The sequence below is a fragment of the Stenotrophomonas sp. C-A genome, assembly GCF_054030835.1.
Map to the genome: position 1 here is coordinate 862599 of NZ_CM132916.1, position 15357 is coordinate 877955.

At 67.1% G+C, this 15357-nt stretch carries 14 protein-coding genes; 8 read left to right on the forward strand and 6 right to left on the reverse strand.

What is annotated here, in order from left to right; genetic code table 11:
- Positions 1-7: 7 nt before the first annotated feature.
- The 4 genes from ACW5IY_RS03955 (at position 8) to ACW5IY_RS03970 (ending at position 4947) form a co-directional block, all read left to right on the forward strand.
- Positions 8-622: an RluA family pseudouridine synthase gene (locus ACW5IY_RS03955; RefSeq protein ID WP_049434017.1), complete on the forward strand. Its 615-nt coding sequence runs from the start codon at positions 8-10 to the stop codon at positions 620-622.
- 648 nt (positions 623-1270) lie between these two features.
- On the forward strand, positions 1271-3151 hold the full coding sequence (gene prpE / locus ACW5IY_RS03960; protein WP_010483967.1) for a propionate--CoA ligase: 1881 nt from the start codon (positions 1271-1273) through the stop codon (positions 3149-3151).
- 193 nt (positions 3152-3344) lie between these two features.
- A complete protein-coding gene (locus tag ACW5IY_RS03965) occupies positions 3345-3848 on the forward strand; it encodes a hypothetical protein (protein ID WP_049434018.1) in 504 nt (167 codons plus the stop codon).
- Between the two features lie 46 nt (positions 3849-3894).
- A complete protein-coding gene (locus ACW5IY_RS03970; RefSeq protein ID WP_049434019.1) occupies positions 3895-4947 on the forward strand; it encodes a suppressor of fused domain protein in 1053 nt (350 codons plus the stop codon).
- Between the two features lie 67 nt (positions 4948-5014).
- On the opposite strand, the gene ACW5IY_RS03975 is transcribed toward ACW5IY_RS03970, so the two are convergent.
- The 5 genes from ACW5IY_RS03975 to ACW5IY_RS03995 form a co-directional block, all read right to left on the reverse strand.
- Positions 5015-5626 (reverse strand): glutathione S-transferase N-terminal domain-containing protein, encoded by a 612-nt coding sequence (locus ACW5IY_RS03975; RefSeq protein ID WP_049434020.1) that lies wholly within the window; start codon positions 5624-5626, stop codon positions 5015-5017.
- Positions 5627-5710: 84 nt separating this feature from the next.
- The gene (locus tag ACW5IY_RS03980; protein ID WP_004154513.1) at positions 5711-6169 is read right to left on the reverse strand and encodes a cell wall hydrolase; all 459 of its coding nucleotides are present in this window, start codon (positions 6167-6169) and stop codon (positions 5711-5713) included.
- Between the two features lie 298 nt (positions 6170-6467).
- Positions 6468-8498 (reverse strand): NADPH-dependent 2,4-dienoyl-CoA reductase, encoded by a 2031-nt coding sequence (locus tag ACW5IY_RS03985; RefSeq protein WP_049434021.1) that lies wholly within the window; start codon positions 8496-8498, stop codon positions 6468-6470.
- A gap of 101 nt (positions 8499-8599) precedes the next feature.
- Positions 8600-9232, reverse strand: coding sequence for a membrane protein YczE (gene yczE / locus ACW5IY_RS03990; protein WP_010483962.1), 633 nt, complete (start codon positions 9230-9232; stop codon positions 8600-8602).
- Positions 9233-9405: 173 nt separating this feature from the next.
- Complete coding sequence (locus ACW5IY_RS03995) at positions 9406-10425, reverse strand: zinc-binding alcohol dehydrogenase family protein (protein WP_049434022.1); 1020 nt, start codon at positions 10423-10425, stop codon at positions 9406-9408.
- A gap of 357 nt (positions 10426-10782) precedes the next feature.
- On the opposite strand from ACW5IY_RS03995, the gene ACW5IY_RS04000 reads away from it, so the two are divergent.
- From ACW5IY_RS04000 to ACW5IY_RS04015, 4 genes are all read left to right on the forward strand, one after another.
- On the forward strand, positions 10783-11874 hold the full coding sequence (locus tag ACW5IY_RS04000; RefSeq protein ID WP_010483958.1) for an OmpA family protein: 1092 nt from the start codon (positions 10783-10785) through the stop codon (positions 11872-11874).
- Between the two features lie 219 nt (positions 11875-12093).
- Positions 12094-12600 carry a hypothetical protein gene (locus ACW5IY_RS04005; RefSeq protein ID WP_019337048.1) on the forward strand — a complete coding sequence of 169 codons (507 nt, stop codon included), beginning with the start codon at positions 12094-12096 and terminating at the stop codon, positions 12598-12600.
- Positions 12601-12620: 20 nt separating this feature from the next.
- Positions 12621-13430 (forward strand): pseudouridine synthase, encoded by an 810-nt coding sequence (locus ACW5IY_RS04010; RefSeq protein WP_019337049.1) that lies wholly within the window; start codon positions 12621-12623, stop codon positions 13428-13430.
- 85 nt (positions 13431-13515) lie between these two features.
- Complete coding sequence (locus tag ACW5IY_RS04015; RefSeq protein WP_005412356.1) at positions 13516-13851, forward strand: hypothetical protein; 336 nt, start codon at positions 13516-13518, stop codon at positions 13849-13851.
- A 122-nt stretch (positions 13852-13973) separates the two neighbouring features.
- Here ACW5IY_RS04015 and kbl read toward each other — a convergent pair whose 3' ends face one another.
- Positions 13974-15182 (reverse strand): glycine C-acetyltransferase, encoded by a 1209-nt coding sequence (gene kbl, locus ACW5IY_RS04020; protein ID WP_005408238.1) that lies wholly within the window; start codon positions 15180-15182, stop codon positions 13974-13976.
- Positions 15183-15357 lie beyond the last annotated feature (175 nt).

A 15357-nucleotide genomic window follows, 5' to 3' on the forward strand; every position in this document is an offset into this window, starting at 1 on the left:
GAACCGCATGATCCACCTGCATTACATCGATGACGCGCTGCTGGTGGCCGAGAAGCCGGCCGGCCTGCTGTCCGTGCCCGGCCGCAGCGCCGAGAACCAGGACTGCGTGGTCGCGCGCCTGCAGGCGCTGTACCCGGATGCGTTGACCGTGCATCGGCTGGACCAGGTGACCTCGGGGCTGCTGCTGCACGCACGCGGCAAGGAGATGCAGGCCGCATTGTCGATGCAGTTCGAGCAGCGCCAGGTCGGCAAGCGCTACGAAGCCGTGGTGCAGGGAGTGCTCGAAGGTGATGCCGGCGAAGTGGACCTGCCATTGATCGTGGACTGGCCGAACCGGCCGAAGCAGATGGTCGACCATGAGCGCGGCAAGCCGGCGCTGACGCGTTGGCGCGTGTTGGCTCGTGATGTTGAAGCGCAGCGCACGCGCGTGGAACTGGAACCGATCACCGGCCGCAGCCATCAGCTGCGCCTGCACATGGCCAGCCTTGGTCATCCGATGGTCGGCGATGTGCTGTATGGCGCGGCACCGGCGCAACGCGTGCATCTGCATGCGCGCAGCCTGCGGTTCACGCATCCGCTGACGGGCGAGGCGCTCGCGTTCGAGTCCGCGGCTCCGTTCTAGGGGGGGGGCGGCAGGGCTTGCAGCCCTGCACCTGCAGAATCAACGTCAACATCAACGTCAAAAGCGGGTTGTCCGTGGGTTGGCGGGGCGGTATGGGTGGGCAGGACACGCCGTAAACCCATCCATGGGGGCTCGATGGCGCCATCCATGGCGCCAACGGTCCTGCCCACCCACACCGCACCGCCTCTGACAGGTTCCCGCGGCTGTTGGCAACTGCGGCCGTTGTTCCGCACGGCTGTTGGTAGGTGTCGACCTTGGTCGACACATCTGTCAGAAATCGAATCGAATGGGATTCATCCGCGCATGGTGTGGATCAAGCGTGTCGACCAAGGTCGACACCCACCAAGAGCAGGCAATGCCAGCCCGAAAGACTGCGGGGAACTGTCGAAGGCGGGGTGGGTCCGGTTGCGGGGGCGTGAGCGCCATGGATGGCGCGACCGAGCCTCCATGGACGGATTCACGGCGTCCCCCGCAACCGGACCCAGCCCGCCAACCCTCAGGAAACCCGCTTCTGCCGTTGCTTAGGCTTCTGCAGGTGCAGGGCTGCAAGCCCTGCAGAACAAACCCACCCCCTACCAAGGTAGGGCGGCCCGCGCGCCAGCGCCGGACTATCCTCGAACCCATGACTTTGTCTGGGAGGGCTGCGTCATGAACTACGAGGAAACCTACCGTCGCTCGATCGACGAGCCGGAGGCCTTCTGGGGCGAGGAAGCCAAGCGCATCCATTGGCACAAACCGCCGCAGCAGGTGCTCGACTACAGCAACCCGCCGTTCCGGCGCTGGTTCGTCGGTGGTGAAACCAATCTCTGCTACAACGCCGTGGATCGCCACCTGGCCGAGCGCGCCGACCAGCTCGCGCTGGTCGCCATCTCCACCGAAACCAACAGCACGCGCGAGATCACCTATCGCCAGCTGTATCGCGAAGTGAACGACTTCGCCGCCGTGCTCAAGCACCTCGGCGTCGGTCACGGTGACCGCGTGGTGATCTACATGCCGAACATGGCCGAAGCCGTGTTCGCGATGCTGGCCTGCGCGCGCATCGGTGCGGTGCACTCGGTGGTGTTTGGTGGCTTCGCCGCGCACAACCTGGCGCTGCGCATCGACGATGCGAAGCCCAGGCTGCTCATCGCCGCCGATGCCGGCATGCGCGGTGGCAAGCTGATTCCGTACAAGCCGATGGTCGACGCCGCCTGCGCCGAAGCGGCTTCACCGCCACCGCATGTGCTGATCGTGTCGCGTGGGCTGGATGCAGCCGAACCACGCGTGCCGGGCCGTGATGTGGAGTACGCCACGCTGCGAGCGCAGATCGGGGAAGTCGATGTGCCGGTGCAGTGGCTGGAAGCGAGCGAACCGAGCTATCTGCTGTATACCTCCGGCACTACCGGCAAGCCGAAGGGCGTGCAGCGCGATGTGGGCGGCTATGCGGTGGCGATGGCACAGTCGATGGAGACCGTGTTCGACTGCAAGCCGGGCCAGGTGATGTTCTCCACCTCCGATGTCGGCTGGGCGGTGGGCCATTCCTACAACGTGTACGGCCCGCTGATCGGTGGCTGCACCTCGCTGCTGTACGAAGGGCTGCCGACGAATCCGGATCCGGGCATCTGGTGGGCGCTGTGCGAGCAGTACAACGTGCGCACGATGTTCTCGTCGCCCACCGCCATCCGCGTGCTGAAGAAGCACGACGCAGACTTCATCCATCGCCACGACCTGCGCGCGCTGAAGTACCTGTTCCTGGCCGGTGAGCCGCTGGATGAACCGACCGCGCACTGGATCAGCGAAGCGCTCGGCAAGCCGATCATCGACAACTACTGGCAGACCGAAACCGGCTGGCCGGCGCTGACCCTGCTGCCGGGCCTGGAGATGAAGCCGGTGCGCTTCGGTTCGCCGGGCTTCCCCAATCTCGGCTACCGGATGAAGGTGATTGACGAGAACACCGGCGAAGAAGTCGCACCAGGGCAGAAGGGCGTGCTGGTGGTGTCGCCACCGTTGCCGCCGGGCTGCATGAGCACCGTGTGGAACGACGACAGCCGTTTCCTGCAGAGCTACTTCAGCCACTTCAAGGAACTGCTGTACAGCTCGCTGGACTGGGCGATCCGCGACGACGATGGCTACACCTTCATCCTCGGCCGCACCGATGATGTGATCAACGTGGCCGGGCACCGCCTGGGCACGCGTGAGATCGAGGAGGCCATTTCCAGCCATCCGCGCGTGGCCGAGGCTGCCGTGATCGGGGTCAAGGACGAACTGAAGGGGCAGGTGCCGCTGGTGTTCGTCACCCTCAAGCAGGGGCTCGATGGCGAGGATCCGGCGCCAGTGGTGGCCGAGATGATGGCGACGGTGACGACTTCGCTTGGTGCGGTAGCGCGCCCAGCCCATGTGCACGTGGTCAATGCGTTGCCCAAGACCCGTTCGGGCAAGCTGCTGCGGCGCTCGTTGCAGGCGTTGGCCGAACAGCGCGACCCGGGTGACCTGTCGACGCTGGATGATCCCAGCGCGCTGGAGGAAATCCGCCGCGCGCTGGGCCGCTGACCTGCTTCTGTAGAGCCGAGCCGATGCTCGGCTCCGCATGCCTTGCCAAAGCAGCTGAGCATGGGCTCGGCTCTACAGGGGAGGCCGTTGCTGCACCGCAGCTTCCTCCCTGCAACCGGTGCGCTAAGCTCGGTTGCAGGGGAGCGTGCCCGCCAGGGCGCGCCGGCATTGCGCATCGAGGGAGGGGGAGGCAATGGCATTGCTGCACGCCAAGACGGCTGCTGGCCGTCAGGAAATCGAAGACCGTGGCCGGCGCCTGCCGGCGGCACTGCGTTCGATCCTGCTGATGGTCGACGGCCATCGCGATGACACTGAATTGCGCGGCCTGTTCGAAGGCCTGCGTGCGCCGCCCGATGCACTGGAGCAATTGTCAGCGCAGGGCCTGATCGAAGTGATCGGCGGAAGTGCCGAGGTGACGCCGCTGCGCGGCATCAGCACCGGGCGCGAACAGGACCCGGCGCTGTACCAGCAGCTGTACGACGCGATGAGCGAGGCGGTACGCCGCCACCTGGGCCTGAAGGGCTACTTCATGCAGTTGAAGATCGAACGCTGCACCGATGCGCTGGCGCTGGAACGCCTGTGCCCGGAACTGCTGGCGGCGGTGGGCAAGGCGCGCAGTCCGGCGCTGGCGCAGCGCTGGTGGCAGGAAACCCAGGCGGCCGTGGTCAAGGGTGGAGGCGAGGTCGTGCAGGCCTGAGGCACCGCGTAAAGTGATCGGTTCACTTCCCCACAAGGAGTCCCGCGTGCAGGACGACCACGACGACACCGATACCCCCGGCTGGGACGCGATCAATGCGGCGCTGGCGCCCCTGTATGCCGGGCAGGAGCCGCGTCACTTCGGCACCGCGCTTCCGCACACGCTCGGTGGCCAGGATCCGCTCGATGGCATCAGCGTGTACTGGGCGGATGCGCCGGTACCCCACTGGCACTACGTCACTTACGGCTTCTCCGAGCTGTATGCCAAGGAGAGCAGTGATGCCGCCACCAGCGGCTATGGTTTCGAGCTGACCTTCCGCCTCGCTGCCGACGCCGGTGAGAACGCCGGCAGCGCACCGCCGGTGTGGCCGATGAACCTGCTGCAGAACCTGGCGCGCTATGTGTTCGGCAGTGGCAACGTGTTCGAGGACGGTCACCACCTCAATGCCAACGGCCCGATCGCGCTGGAGACCGGCACGCGCTTGTGCCATCTGGCCTTCGTCGCGGATCCGCAGTTGCCCGCACGCGACACCGCCAATGGCCACCTGCAGTTCCTGCAGCTGGTCGGGCTGACCGATGAGGAGATGGAAGCGGTCAAGCGCTGGTCGACGCGTGGCGTGCTGCAGGCGCTGCAGCCGGCGATGCCGCTGTGGATCAGCGACCTGCATCGCGGCAACCTGCTGGAGGATCCGGCGCTGGCCGCACAGGTGCAGGCCGGCAGCGAGCGCGAGGGCTCCAGTACCGGCATGTTGTTCATCGAGACACTGGATTGGCGGCAGGAGGCGGGCGTCACCACCCTGGTGCTGGGGGCCGGCCAGGTCGCCAGCGTGTGCGAGCTGCTGCCACTGCGCCTGCGCCACGGCAGATCGCTGGAACTGGTCAGCCGCGAGCGGCAGTGGGAGTTCGTTCCGGCCGGGCGCGGTGAAGTGGGCGACGTCTCCGCCGACAACGCGCGCTGGGCACTGGACGAGGCGGGATTGCAGGCCCTGGCGGGCGTGCGTGCCGAGCGCGGTATCTATCCGGTGGCGGCGCTGCGCATCGAAGTGGTGCCGACCTACCTGCGCGATGCCAAGGGCGAAGTGATCCGCCAGATCGGCTGATCACGCTGTTGGAACCGAGGGGGTCAGAGCCGCCTGCTGCGCAGACGGATCCGACCCCAGGTCAAGATCAGGCCAGGCCTTCAGCCTTCAGCGCGGCCTGCACGCCGGCGTCGGCATCCATGCGCGCCTTGTAGGCGGCCAGGTTGTCCAGGCCGGACAGGTCGACCTTGGTGCCGGCGGCCCAGCGCAGGGTGATGTAGAAGTACGGATCGGCGAAGCTGCGGAACCCGGCCAGCCACGGCTTGTCGGCCAGCTGCTTGTCGGCGGTCTCGAACAGGCCACGCAGGCGCTTGTGCGCGGCGGCGCGGATCGCATCGAACTGGCTCTCGTCGGCGATGAACTTGCCCGGCGCGAACAGCGGCGAGAAGGCCGGATGCACATCGGAATTGACGAAGGCCAGCCAGCGGGTGGCTTCGGCGCGCTGGCGCGGGCTGCCGTCGCCGCCGAGGCCGGCCTGCGGGAAGCTATCGGCGATATAGCCCATGATCGCGGCGTTCTGCAGCAGCACGAAGTCGCCGTCGACCAGTGCGGGGACGGCACCGGCCGGATTGATCTTGAGGAATTCCGGCCCCTTCAGGGTGTCCTTGTTCAGCAGTTCAACCTCGAACGGCTGGCCGGTCCACTGCAGGGCGATGTGGTCGGCGGTGGAACAGGCACCGGGCTTGCTGTACAGCTTCATGGGAACTCCAGGTGATGCGGGCGGGAAACGCCCACTATCCCAGAGCCTGCCGGCGGGCGGCAACGCTGCCGCCAGCACGGATCGTTACGACTGGCGCGGCTTGAGGTTCTGCACCTTATAGAAGGTGTGATCGCCGATGGTGGCCACCTGGTACGCATTGCGCCAGTTCGGGCTGGCGATGGACAGCGCGGCGAAGTGGCTGGCACCGGGCACGATCTCGCGGCGCTCGCCGGCCGGCAGCGCCCAGTTGCGCTCGGCGTCGAAGGCCACGTTCATCGCCTCGCTCCAGGCCGCGTCATTGCCCAGCTGGGTGCCGGGGGAGACGATGGTCGGCGCGAACTGCTTGCGCGCGGTGACCACCTGGCACATCGAGTCGCCCCACAGGCCACTGTCGAGGCGGCGCAGGGCGACCTCGGCGACGGCCTGCTGGCCACGCAGGGTCTGGTCGCGGGCTTCCAGGTAAACGGTGGTGCTCAAACACAATGAATCAGCGGCCGGCTGCGGCAACAACTGCGACAGCCAGAGAATCCAGGCCAGTTTCATATAACTCCTTGCTCCGTGTGGGCCGCACCCTCCGGTTCCGGCCGCGGGGGCGACAGGAGGCGGGGTACGACTTGGCGTCATGGGGAGGCGGCCATCGGGGCCGCCCCGTGGGCAGCCCCAAAAGAAACGATCAGTACCGATCGAGGGGGCTGCGCCGGCTCACCGGAAACTGGCTGGTGAGCGGAAAGATGGCGCAAGGTAGGGGGGAATAGCCGAACGCATCGTGAACCGTCCGGCTTGACATTCAGGTTCGGCAGAGGTGACGGAAATCACATTCCGCCCCCCATTCAGGCCCTCATCAGAGCGCAGCGGCGACCCGGCTGCCCTGGTCGATCGCCCGCTTCGCATCCAGTTCGGCGGCCACATCGGCGCCGCCGATCAGCTGCGCGTTGATGCCGGCGGCCTGCAGTTCGGCCTGCAATGCGCGGTTCGGTTCCTGCCCGGCGCAGATCACCACATGGTCGACCGGCAGCAGCTGTTCGCTGCCTTCCACACGGATGCGCAGGCCCTCGTCGTCCACGCCCAGGTACTCGACGCCGCCGAGCATGCGCACGCCCTTGGCCTTCAGCGTGGCGCGATGGATCCAGCCGGTGGTCTTGCCCAGTCGCGCACCGGGCTTGCCCGGGCTGCGCTGCAGCAGCCACAGCCGCCGCGGTGATGCCTCGACCTCGGGCCGGCCCAGTGAGCCGCGGGCCTCGAAGCTGGCATCCACGCCCCATTCGGCCATCCAGCGCTGCGGGTCCAGCGAGGGCGACTCACCGGCGTGGCTGAGGAACTCGCCGACATCGAAGCCGATGCCGCCGGCGCCGATGATCGCCGCATTGGCGCCCACCGTGACCCGGCCCAGCAGCACGTCCAGGTAGCTGACCACCTTGGCGTGGTCGGCGCCGGGGAAGTCGACCTTGCGCGGGGTGATGCCGGTGGCCAGCACCACCTCGTCGAAGCCGGCCAGGTTGGCAGCATCGGCACGGGTGCCGAGGCGCAGCTGCACGCCGGTCTCCTGCAGCGTGTGGCGGAAGTAGCGCAGAGTCTCGTGGAACTCTTCCTTGCCGGGGATGCGCTTGGCCACGTTGAACTGGCCGCCGATCTCGTCGCCGGCGTCGAACAGGGTGACCTGGTGGCCGCGCTGGGCGGCGACGGTGGCACAGGCCAGGCCGGCCGGGCCGGCGCCGACCACGGCGACCTTTTTGGGGGCCGGGGTGGGGCGGTAGACCAGCTCGGTCTCGTGTGCGGCGCGCGGATTGACCAGGCAGCTGGCCAGCTTGTTCTCGAACACGTGGTCCAGGCAGGCCTGGTTGCAGGCGATGCAGGTGTTGATCGCCTCGGCGCGGCCTGTACGGGCCTTGTTTGGCCACTGCGGGTCGGCCAGCAGCGGCCGCGCCAGCGACACCATGTCGGCGCCGCCATCGGCGAGGATGCGCTCGGCGACGTCGGGCATGTTGATGCGGTTGGTCGCCACCAGCGGCACTTTCACATGTGGCTTGAGCTTGGCGGTGACCCCGGCGAAGGCAGCGCGCGGCACCGAGGTGGCGATGGTCGGGATGCGCGCTTCGTGCCAGCCGATGCCGGAATTGATGATCGTTGCGCCGGCCGCCTCGATGGCCTGCGCCTGCTGCACGATCTCGTCCCAGTTGCTGCCGTCGTCCACCAGATCCACCAGCGACAGGCGGTAGATGATGATGAAGTCCGGGCCGCAGGCCTCGCGGATACGGCGCACGATCTCCACCGCGAAGCGCATGCGCTGGCGCGCGTCGCCACCCCAGGCATCGGTGCGCTTGTTGGTGCGCGGGGCGATGAACTCGTTGATGAGGTAGCCCTCCGAGCCCATCACTTCCACGCCGTCGTAGCCGGCCTCGCGGGCCAGCTTCGCGCTGCGTGCGTAGTCGGCGATATGGCGCTCGACGCCGCTGGCCGAGAGCGCGCGCGGGGTGAACGGGTTGATCGGTGCCTTCAGCTTCGACGGCGCCACCGACAAAGGGTGGTAGGCATAGCGGCCGGCATGCAGCAGCTGCAGGCAGATCTTCGCGCCGTGCTGGTGTGCAGCGGCGGTGAGCTGCCGGTGCGGGCGTACTTCCCAGGGCCAGGACAGCTTGCCGCCGAAAGGCTTCAACCAGCCCACCACGTTCGGCGCGAAGCCACCGGTGACGATCAGGCCGACGCCGCCCTCGGCGCGTTCGGCGAAATAGGCCGCCAGGCGCGGGAAATCACGGGCGCGATCTTCCAGGCCGGTGTGCATCGAGCCCATCAGTACGCGGTTGCGCAGCTGGGTGAAGCCCAGATCCAGCGGGGCGAACAGGTGGGGATAGGCGCTTTCGTTGGCTGGCGACATGGTCGATACGCTTGCGTACGGAAGCGCGAAGCGTGCCGCGAAACGGCGGCCGGGGCAAGGGCTGGCGAATCGGTAGCGCCGGGACATGCCCGGCGACGCGGCTACCCGTGGCCGCGCTGTGCGCTCGCCGGGCGCGGTCCGGGCATCGGCCGGCCAATCCCGAACCAGCCCAGCGTCATTCCGCACAGCGGCCCGATCAGCAGGGCGAAGGCCAGCGTGCCGAGGCCGACATTGCCGCCCAGCCACCAGCCCAGCAGCAGCACGCTGCCCTCGATCAGGCTGCGCACTTTCCAGATCGGCCAGCCGGTACGGGCGTGCAGGCCGGTCATCAGGCCGTCGCGCGGGCCAGGGCCCAGCTTGGCGCCGATGTACAGGCCGGTGGCCAGCGCGACCAGCAGCATGCCGGCGCAGAACATCGCCAGCTGCCAGCCCAGGCCGACCGCCGGCGGCAGTAGCCACAGCCCGAACTGCGCGGACGGGCCGATCAGCATCACGTTGAGCACGGTGCCAACGCCCGGCTTCTGCCGCAGCGGCCACCACAGCAGCAGCACCAGCGCACCGATCACATTGGTGGCCAGCCCGAACGACAGCGGCGTCTGCGCGGCGATGCCCTGCGACAGCACGTCCCAGGGCGCCACGCCGATGGCGGCACGGATCATCAGCGAGGCGCCGAAGCCGTACAGGAACAGGCCGGTGATCAGTTGCAGCATGCGCAGGGGCAGGGCGGTGGGCATGGCGGTCTCGGGGGAGGGGGATCTGTTTCCACCGTAATCCCGATTCAGTCACTTCAATAGATACAGATGCCGACCAATCCGCCGCTACAGGCGGAATCTGTAGAGCCGAGCCCATGCTCGGCTGGCGGTGCCAGGCAAAGCAGCCGAGCATGGGCTCGGCTCTACATGACGCGTCAGTCGCCCCAGCCTGCCAGCGCCAGCTTGCCCACCGTGCGTCCGCCGGCCAGGCGCTGATGCGCGATGTCCAGATTTGTCGCATTGATCGGGCCCAGCGTCTCGCTGAGGGTGCCGCGCAGCTGGCCGGCATCGATCATGCTGGCCGTGCGGCTGAGGATGCGGTGCTGCTCGATGCAGTCGGCAGTGGCAAAGCGCGAGCGCGCGAACATGAATTCCCAGTGGATGCCGATGCACTTGGCCTTGTAGGGATCGCCGATGCGCAGCGGCCCACGCGGCTCGACGATCAGGCCGACGTGTCCCTGCGGCGCCAGCAACAGGCCCAGTTCGTCCCAGTAGTGATCGGTGTCGGCCAGGTTGAGTGCGACCTGCACCGCGTCGATGCCCAGCGCCTGCAGCTGGGCCTGAAGCGGTTGCCGGTGGTCGATCACGTGCCGGGCACCCATCTGCCGGCACCAGTCGGCCGAGGCCTCGCCCGACGCCGTGGCGATCACCTCGAAACCCGCATGGCGGGCCAGCTGGATCGCCATCGAGCCGACCCCGCCCGCACCGCCGATCACCAGCAGGTGCTGGCCGGCGTGGCGGCGATCGTCCAGGCGCAGGGGCATGCGCTCGAACAGCAGCTCCCAAGCGGTGAGCGTGGTCAGCGGCAGCGCTGCGGCCTCAGCGAAATCCAGCGTGGTGGGTTTGCGCGCGACCAGGCGTTCGTCCACCCGGTGGTACTGCGCATTGCAGCCGGGGCGGGTGACATCACCGGCGTAATAGACCTCGTCACCAGAGGCGAACAGGCTGGCCTCGTCGCCGATCGCCTCGACCACGCCGGCGGCGTCCCAACCCAGCACGCGGGGCGCCTGGAGCGTGGCCGGATCCGTGCTGGCACGCTGCTTGCCATCGACGGGGTTGACCGAAACCGCCTCGACCCGGACCAGCAGGTCACGCCCACGGGGAGGCAGCGGCGGGGGCAGGTGGATATCGCACAGTGCAGGGGCGGATTCACGACTCAGGGCGACGGCTTTCATCACGGCTCCGGCTGGGTTCGTGGCTCCATCATAAGGTTCCTCACCTTTCCGGAAACACGCTGAACCGTGTGGTGCAGCGCGTTGCGCAATATGTCGTTTTCCCCGCCTAAACCCCGTCAAACCCTTGCAGCGTGTGGGTCTTGCGGATTTTCATCATCCTGTATAGGGTTTCAACGTCGGACCGGTGGACGGTCGGGCGCAACACTTCACATGTTACGGGACTGTTAACATGGCCTTCACCCGCCTGAGCATAATGTTCGCGGCGGTGGCGTGCTGAATCGGCTGTCGTACATCGACGCACTTGTGCTGGCCCATGCCTCTACCGGTTTCATACCCCCGAAATAGGAGCTGTACTCAATGAACAAGAAGATCCTTACTGCCGCGCTGCTGGGCGGCCTGGCTTTTGCCCAGGCAGCTTCGGCGCAGGAGTTCGATGACCGCTGGTACCTGACCGGTTCGGCCGGCTTCAACTTCCAGGACAGCGACCGTCTGACCAATGACGCTCCGTTCGTGACCCTGGGCCTGGGCAAGTTCATCAGCCCGAACTGGTCGCTGGACGGTGAGCTGAACTATCAGAACCCGAACTTCGATTCGAACAAGGACCTGAACTGGTCGCAGTACGGCGTCTCGCTGGACCTGCGTCGCCACTTCATCAAGGAAGGCCGCGGCTGGAACCCGTACATCGTCGGTGGCCTGGGCTACCAGAAGTCGGAAGAAGAGTACCCGGCGCTGAATGCCAATGGTCCGCGCCAGCGTAAGGACGGCAACGTTGCCGCCAAGCTGGGCGTCGGCCTGCAGACCACCTTCGAAAAGCGCGTTGCTGTCCGCGCCGAAGTGGCCTACCGCGCTGACTTCGACGACCAGAGCGTTGCCGCTCCGAAGGAAGACTGGTTCGGTGACGTGCTGGCTTCGGTCGGCGTCGTGATCCCGCTGGGCCCGGCTCCGGTCGCGGCTGCTCCGGCTCCGGCTCCGGTTGCCCCGAGCTGCGCCGACCTGGACGACGACGGTGACGGCGTCAACAACTGCGACGACAAGTGCCCGAACTCGCAGCCGGGTCAGACCATCGGTCCGGACGGTTGCCCGGTGCCGGTCTCGATCGACCTGAAGGGCGTCAACTTCGACTTCGACAAGTCGAACCTGCGTCCGGACGCCGTGGCGATCCTGAGCGAAGCCACCGAGATCCTGAAGCGTTACCCGGATCTGCGCGTTGAAGTTGCCGGTCACACCGACTCGAAGGGTACCGACGCTTACAACCAGAAGCTGTCGGAGCGTCGTGCTACCGCCGTGTACAACTACCTGACCAAGAACGGCGTTGACGCCGGTCGCCTGGTCGGCCCGATCGGCTACGGCGAGAGCCGTCCGATTGCTCCGAACACCAACCCGGATGGTTCGGACAACCCGGAAGGTCGCGCCAAGAACCGTCGTACCGAGCTGAACGTCCAGAACTAAGTTCTGACGCTCTGCCCGTAAGACACAGCAGGACCCGGCTTCGGCCGGGTCTTGTTGTTTCTGCGGCCGGAATCCGGGTATCTACTGCTACGCAGGCAACCGTTCGTCGGGTTTTTGTTCGTAAAACCAATGAGTTGCCGTATTCATTGAAAGTGGCGCTTGAAAGCTGTCGCGGCATTGCTAAACTCGCCGCGTCACTTCCTTTCCTGGATGCCCTTCATGCTGCGCTCTGCATCGGCCGCCTTCCTGGCGCTGGCCCTGGTTCCCGCCGCCCACGCTGCGGTCGATTGCTCGGTCAACACCAGCGCCTCGCCGCTGCCGTTGCCGGCCACGACCATCGCGCCGGTGGCCGACGAGCTCTACATCCGTGGCAACCAGCTGGGCATGCCGGCCGGTGTGCTGAGCAGCAACTACGATCCGTCGCAGTCGCTGGACCAGGTGCTGCAGCGCCTGCGCATCGATGGTTGCCAGAACATCGCCAAGGCCATTCCGAGCGCCCCGGCGGTGAAGCCGAACGATCCGGCGGCCTACAAGCCGCAGACCGAATTCGACAACACGCCCTGGCGCTTCGACATGAGCCAGAACGGCAAGCGCATGACCGCTGAAGAGTTCGATGCCTGGATGAAGGCGCGTGGCGTGCGTGTGGTCAAGGCACGTCCGGCTCCGGCCGCCACCCCGGCTTCGGCCGAAGCACCGGCTGAGACCAAGCCGGTCGACAAGAAGTAAGCGCCGCGGGGAGCAGAGGCTTGCGCACGCGCCGCCCACCTGCCGCCCCCGCCGCCCGCTCCCACGCATCGCGTGGGCGTGCGATTCCCGCTGCCACAGCCGCCGGTGTCCGTCATGGCCTGGCGCGCGTGCTGTCCAAGGCCGGCGTCTGCTCGCGCAGCGAGGCCGCGCGCTGGATCGCCGAGGGCCGCGTACGCGTCTCCGGCCGCATCGTGCGGGATCCCGAGTTCCCGATTGGCCAGCCGGCGCCGCCGATCGAGGTCGATGGCCAGCCGATGGGTGCGCCGCAGCGCCTGTACCTGATGCTCAACAAGCCGCGCGGGGTGGTGACCACCGCGCAGGACGAGCGTGGCCGCGACACCGTCTACCGCTGTTTCGATGGCGCCGGGCTGCCGTGGATCGCGCCGGTCGGACGCCTGGACAAGGCCAGTGAAGGCTTGTTGCTGTTCAGCAACGATCCGCAGTGGGCGGCGCGCCTGACCGACCCGCAGACCGGGCCGGACAAGACCTACCACGTGCAGGTCGACCGCCTGCCCGATGACGCCACGCTGGCGGCCCTGCAGGCCGGCGTGGAGGACGAGGGTGAGTTCCTCGTTGCCCAGGCCGTGCGCGTGCTGCGCAGCGGCGACAAGACCGCGTGGCTGGAGGTGATCCTCGACGAGGGCCGCAACCGCCACATCCGCCGCCTGTTGGCGGCCTTCGACCTGCAGGTACTGCGCCTGGTCCGGGTTGCGATCGGCGAGCTGCAGCTCGGCGATCTCGGCAAGGGGCAATGGCGGGTGCTGGAGGTCAGTGACCAGCAGCGGCTGGGGGCCGCTGCACCGGGCTGATCATCGCCCGCGGCCGGCGGTTGCCGGCCACCGTTCCAGGCGTAGGGGGCGCCTGGTTGCTGAATTTCCCGAACGGAGCCTGCCCATGTACCACCCGACCCTCAACCAAACCCTGCGCTGCGCAGGCCTGCTGCTGCCGATGGTGCTGCTGACCGCCTGTGGTGGCCACAAGAAGGTGGCCAAGGCGGAAACGCCGGCTGAAACCCCGGTGGTGGAAGTGAAGACCCCGGAGCTGGATGGCCGCGGCAGCTACCGCTTCCTGATGAGCAACGGCGACAAGAAGATGACCGCCGATGAGTTCGATGCCTGGATGAAGGCCAACGGCATCCGCGTTGCCAAGGGCAACGGCCAGGACGCTGCCGCCAAGCCGGTGGTGGTGGCCAGCAAGGACGAGCCGAAGGGCAAGAAGAAAAAGAAGTGATGCCGGCAGGTGCCGACCTTGGTCGGCACGCCATCAGGCTTTGGTAGGTGCCGACCTTGGTCGGCACGCCATCAAGCTCTGGTAGGTGCCAACCTTGGTCGGCACGCTTTGACCGGTGGGGGTCAGCCCTTGATCACGCCCAGCTCGACACCGATGCGGGTGAACGCATCGATCGCGCGGTCCAGATGCTCGCGGCTGTGCGCGGCGCTGATCTGGGTGCGGATGCGTGCCTGGCCCTTGGGCACCACCGGGAAGAAGAAGCCGATCGCATAGATGCCTTCTTCGAGCAGGCGCTCGGCGAACTTCTGCGCCAGCGGTGCGTCGTACAGCATCACCGGGCTGATCGGGTGCACGCCGGGCTTCACGTCGAAACCGGCGGCGACCATCTTTTCGCGGAAGTAGCGGGTGTTCTCCACAAGGGTGTCGCGCAGGTCGTCAGCGGCGGCCAGCATCTCGAACGCCTTGATGCCGGCGGCAACCACATGCGGTGGCAGCGAGTTGGAGAACAGGTACGGCCGCGAACGCTGACGCAGCAGCTCGATCACCTCGGCGCTGGCGCAGGTGAAGCCGCCCAGTGCGCCGCCCATGGCCTTGCCCAGGGTGCCGGTGATGATGTCGATCTTCTCCAGCACGCCCTTGACCTCGGCCGAGCCGCGGCCGGTGGCACCGAGGAAGCCGGTGGCGTGGCACTCATCGATGTGCACCAGCGCGTTGTACTTCTTCGCCAGCGCGGTGATCTCGTCCAGCGGCGCAATGAAGCCGTCCATCGAGAACACGCCATCGGTGGTGATCAGCTTGGTCTTGCAGCCGGCGGCATCGGCGGCCTGCAGTTGCGCTTCCAGGTCGGCCATGTCGCAGTTGGCGTAGCGGAAGCGCTTGGCCTTGCACAGGCGCACGCCGTCGATGATCGAAGCATGGTTCAGTGCATCGGAAATGATCGCGTCGTTCTCGCCCAGCAGCGGTTCGAACAGGCCGCCGTTGGCGTCGAAGCAGGCCGCGTACAGGATGGTGTCCTGCTTGCCGAAGAAGTCGGCGATCTGCTTCTCCAGCTGCTTGTGCAGGTCCTGGGTACCGCAGATGAAGCGCACCGAGGCCATGCCGAAGCCGTGGGTATCCAGCGCATCCTTGGCGGCCTGGATCAGGTCCGGATGGTCGGCCAGGCCGAGGTAGTTGTTGGCACAGAAGTTCAGCACCTTGCGGCCGTCCTCGAGGGTGATCTCGGCCGACTGCGGGCTGGTGATGATCCGTTCGGACTTGAACAGGCCCTGGGCGCGGATGGCGTCCAGTTCCTCGGCGTAGTGGCGGGTCAGGGCGGAGGAAGCGTCGGTCATGGCGTGGGCACGGCTCTGAACGGGGAAACCGTTGATTCTACCGGGCATCGCCGCGTGCCGACCGGCCCGGCTGGGGCATCGCCACGGCCGGCACATGTTGCATCGCAATAGCAAACTGGTTAAAAATTCGTGAACCGGAGCTGTCCCGCTCCGGCCGCTACGCCCGCTCCCCGCC

Coding starts and splice junctions, on each gene's coding strand:
- yczE (WP_010483962.1), bottom strand. CDS start 9,232: ATGCCCACCGCCCTGCCCCTGCGCATGCTGCAACTGATCACCGGCCTG.
- ACW5IY_RS04015 (WP_005412356.1), top strand. CDS start 13,516: ATGTACCACCCGACCCTCAACCAAACCCTGCGCTGCGCAGGCCTGCTG.
- kbl (WP_005408238.1), bottom strand. CDS start 15,182: ATGACCGACGCTTCCTCCGCCCTGACCCGCCACTACGCCGAGGAACTG.
- ACW5IY_RS04005 (WP_019337048.1), top strand. CDS start 12,094: ATGCTGCGCTCTGCATCGGCCGCCTTCCTGGCGCTGGCCCTGGTTCCC.
- ACW5IY_RS03985 (WP_049434021.1), bottom strand. CDS start 8,498: ATGTCGCCAGCCAACGAAAGCGCCTATCCCCACCTGTTCGCCCCGCTG.
- ACW5IY_RS03975 (WP_049434020.1), bottom strand. CDS start 5,626: ATGAAGCTGTACAGCAAGCCCGGTGCCTGTTCCACCGCCGACCACATC.
- ACW5IY_RS03980 (WP_004154513.1), bottom strand. CDS start 6,169: ATGAAACTGGCCTGGATTCTCTGGCTGTCGCAGTTGTTGCCGCAGCCG.
- ACW5IY_RS03965 (WP_049434018.1), top strand. CDS start 3,345: ATGGCATTGCTGCACGCCAAGACGGCTGCTGGCCGTCAGGAAATCGAA.
- prpE (WP_010483967.1), top strand. CDS start 1,271: ATGAACTACGAGGAAACCTACCGTCGCTCGATCGACGAGCCGGAGGCC.
- ACW5IY_RS03955 (WP_049434017.1), top strand. CDS start 8: ATGATCCACCTGCATTACATCGATGACGCGCTGCTGGTGGCCGAGAAG.
- ACW5IY_RS03995 (WP_049434022.1), bottom strand. CDS start 10,425: ATGAAAGCCGTCGCCCTGAGTCGTGAATCCGCCCCTGCACTGTGCGAT.
- ACW5IY_RS04000 (WP_010483958.1), top strand. CDS start 10,783: ATGAACAAGAAGATCCTTACTGCCGCGCTGCTGGGCGGCCTGGCTTTT.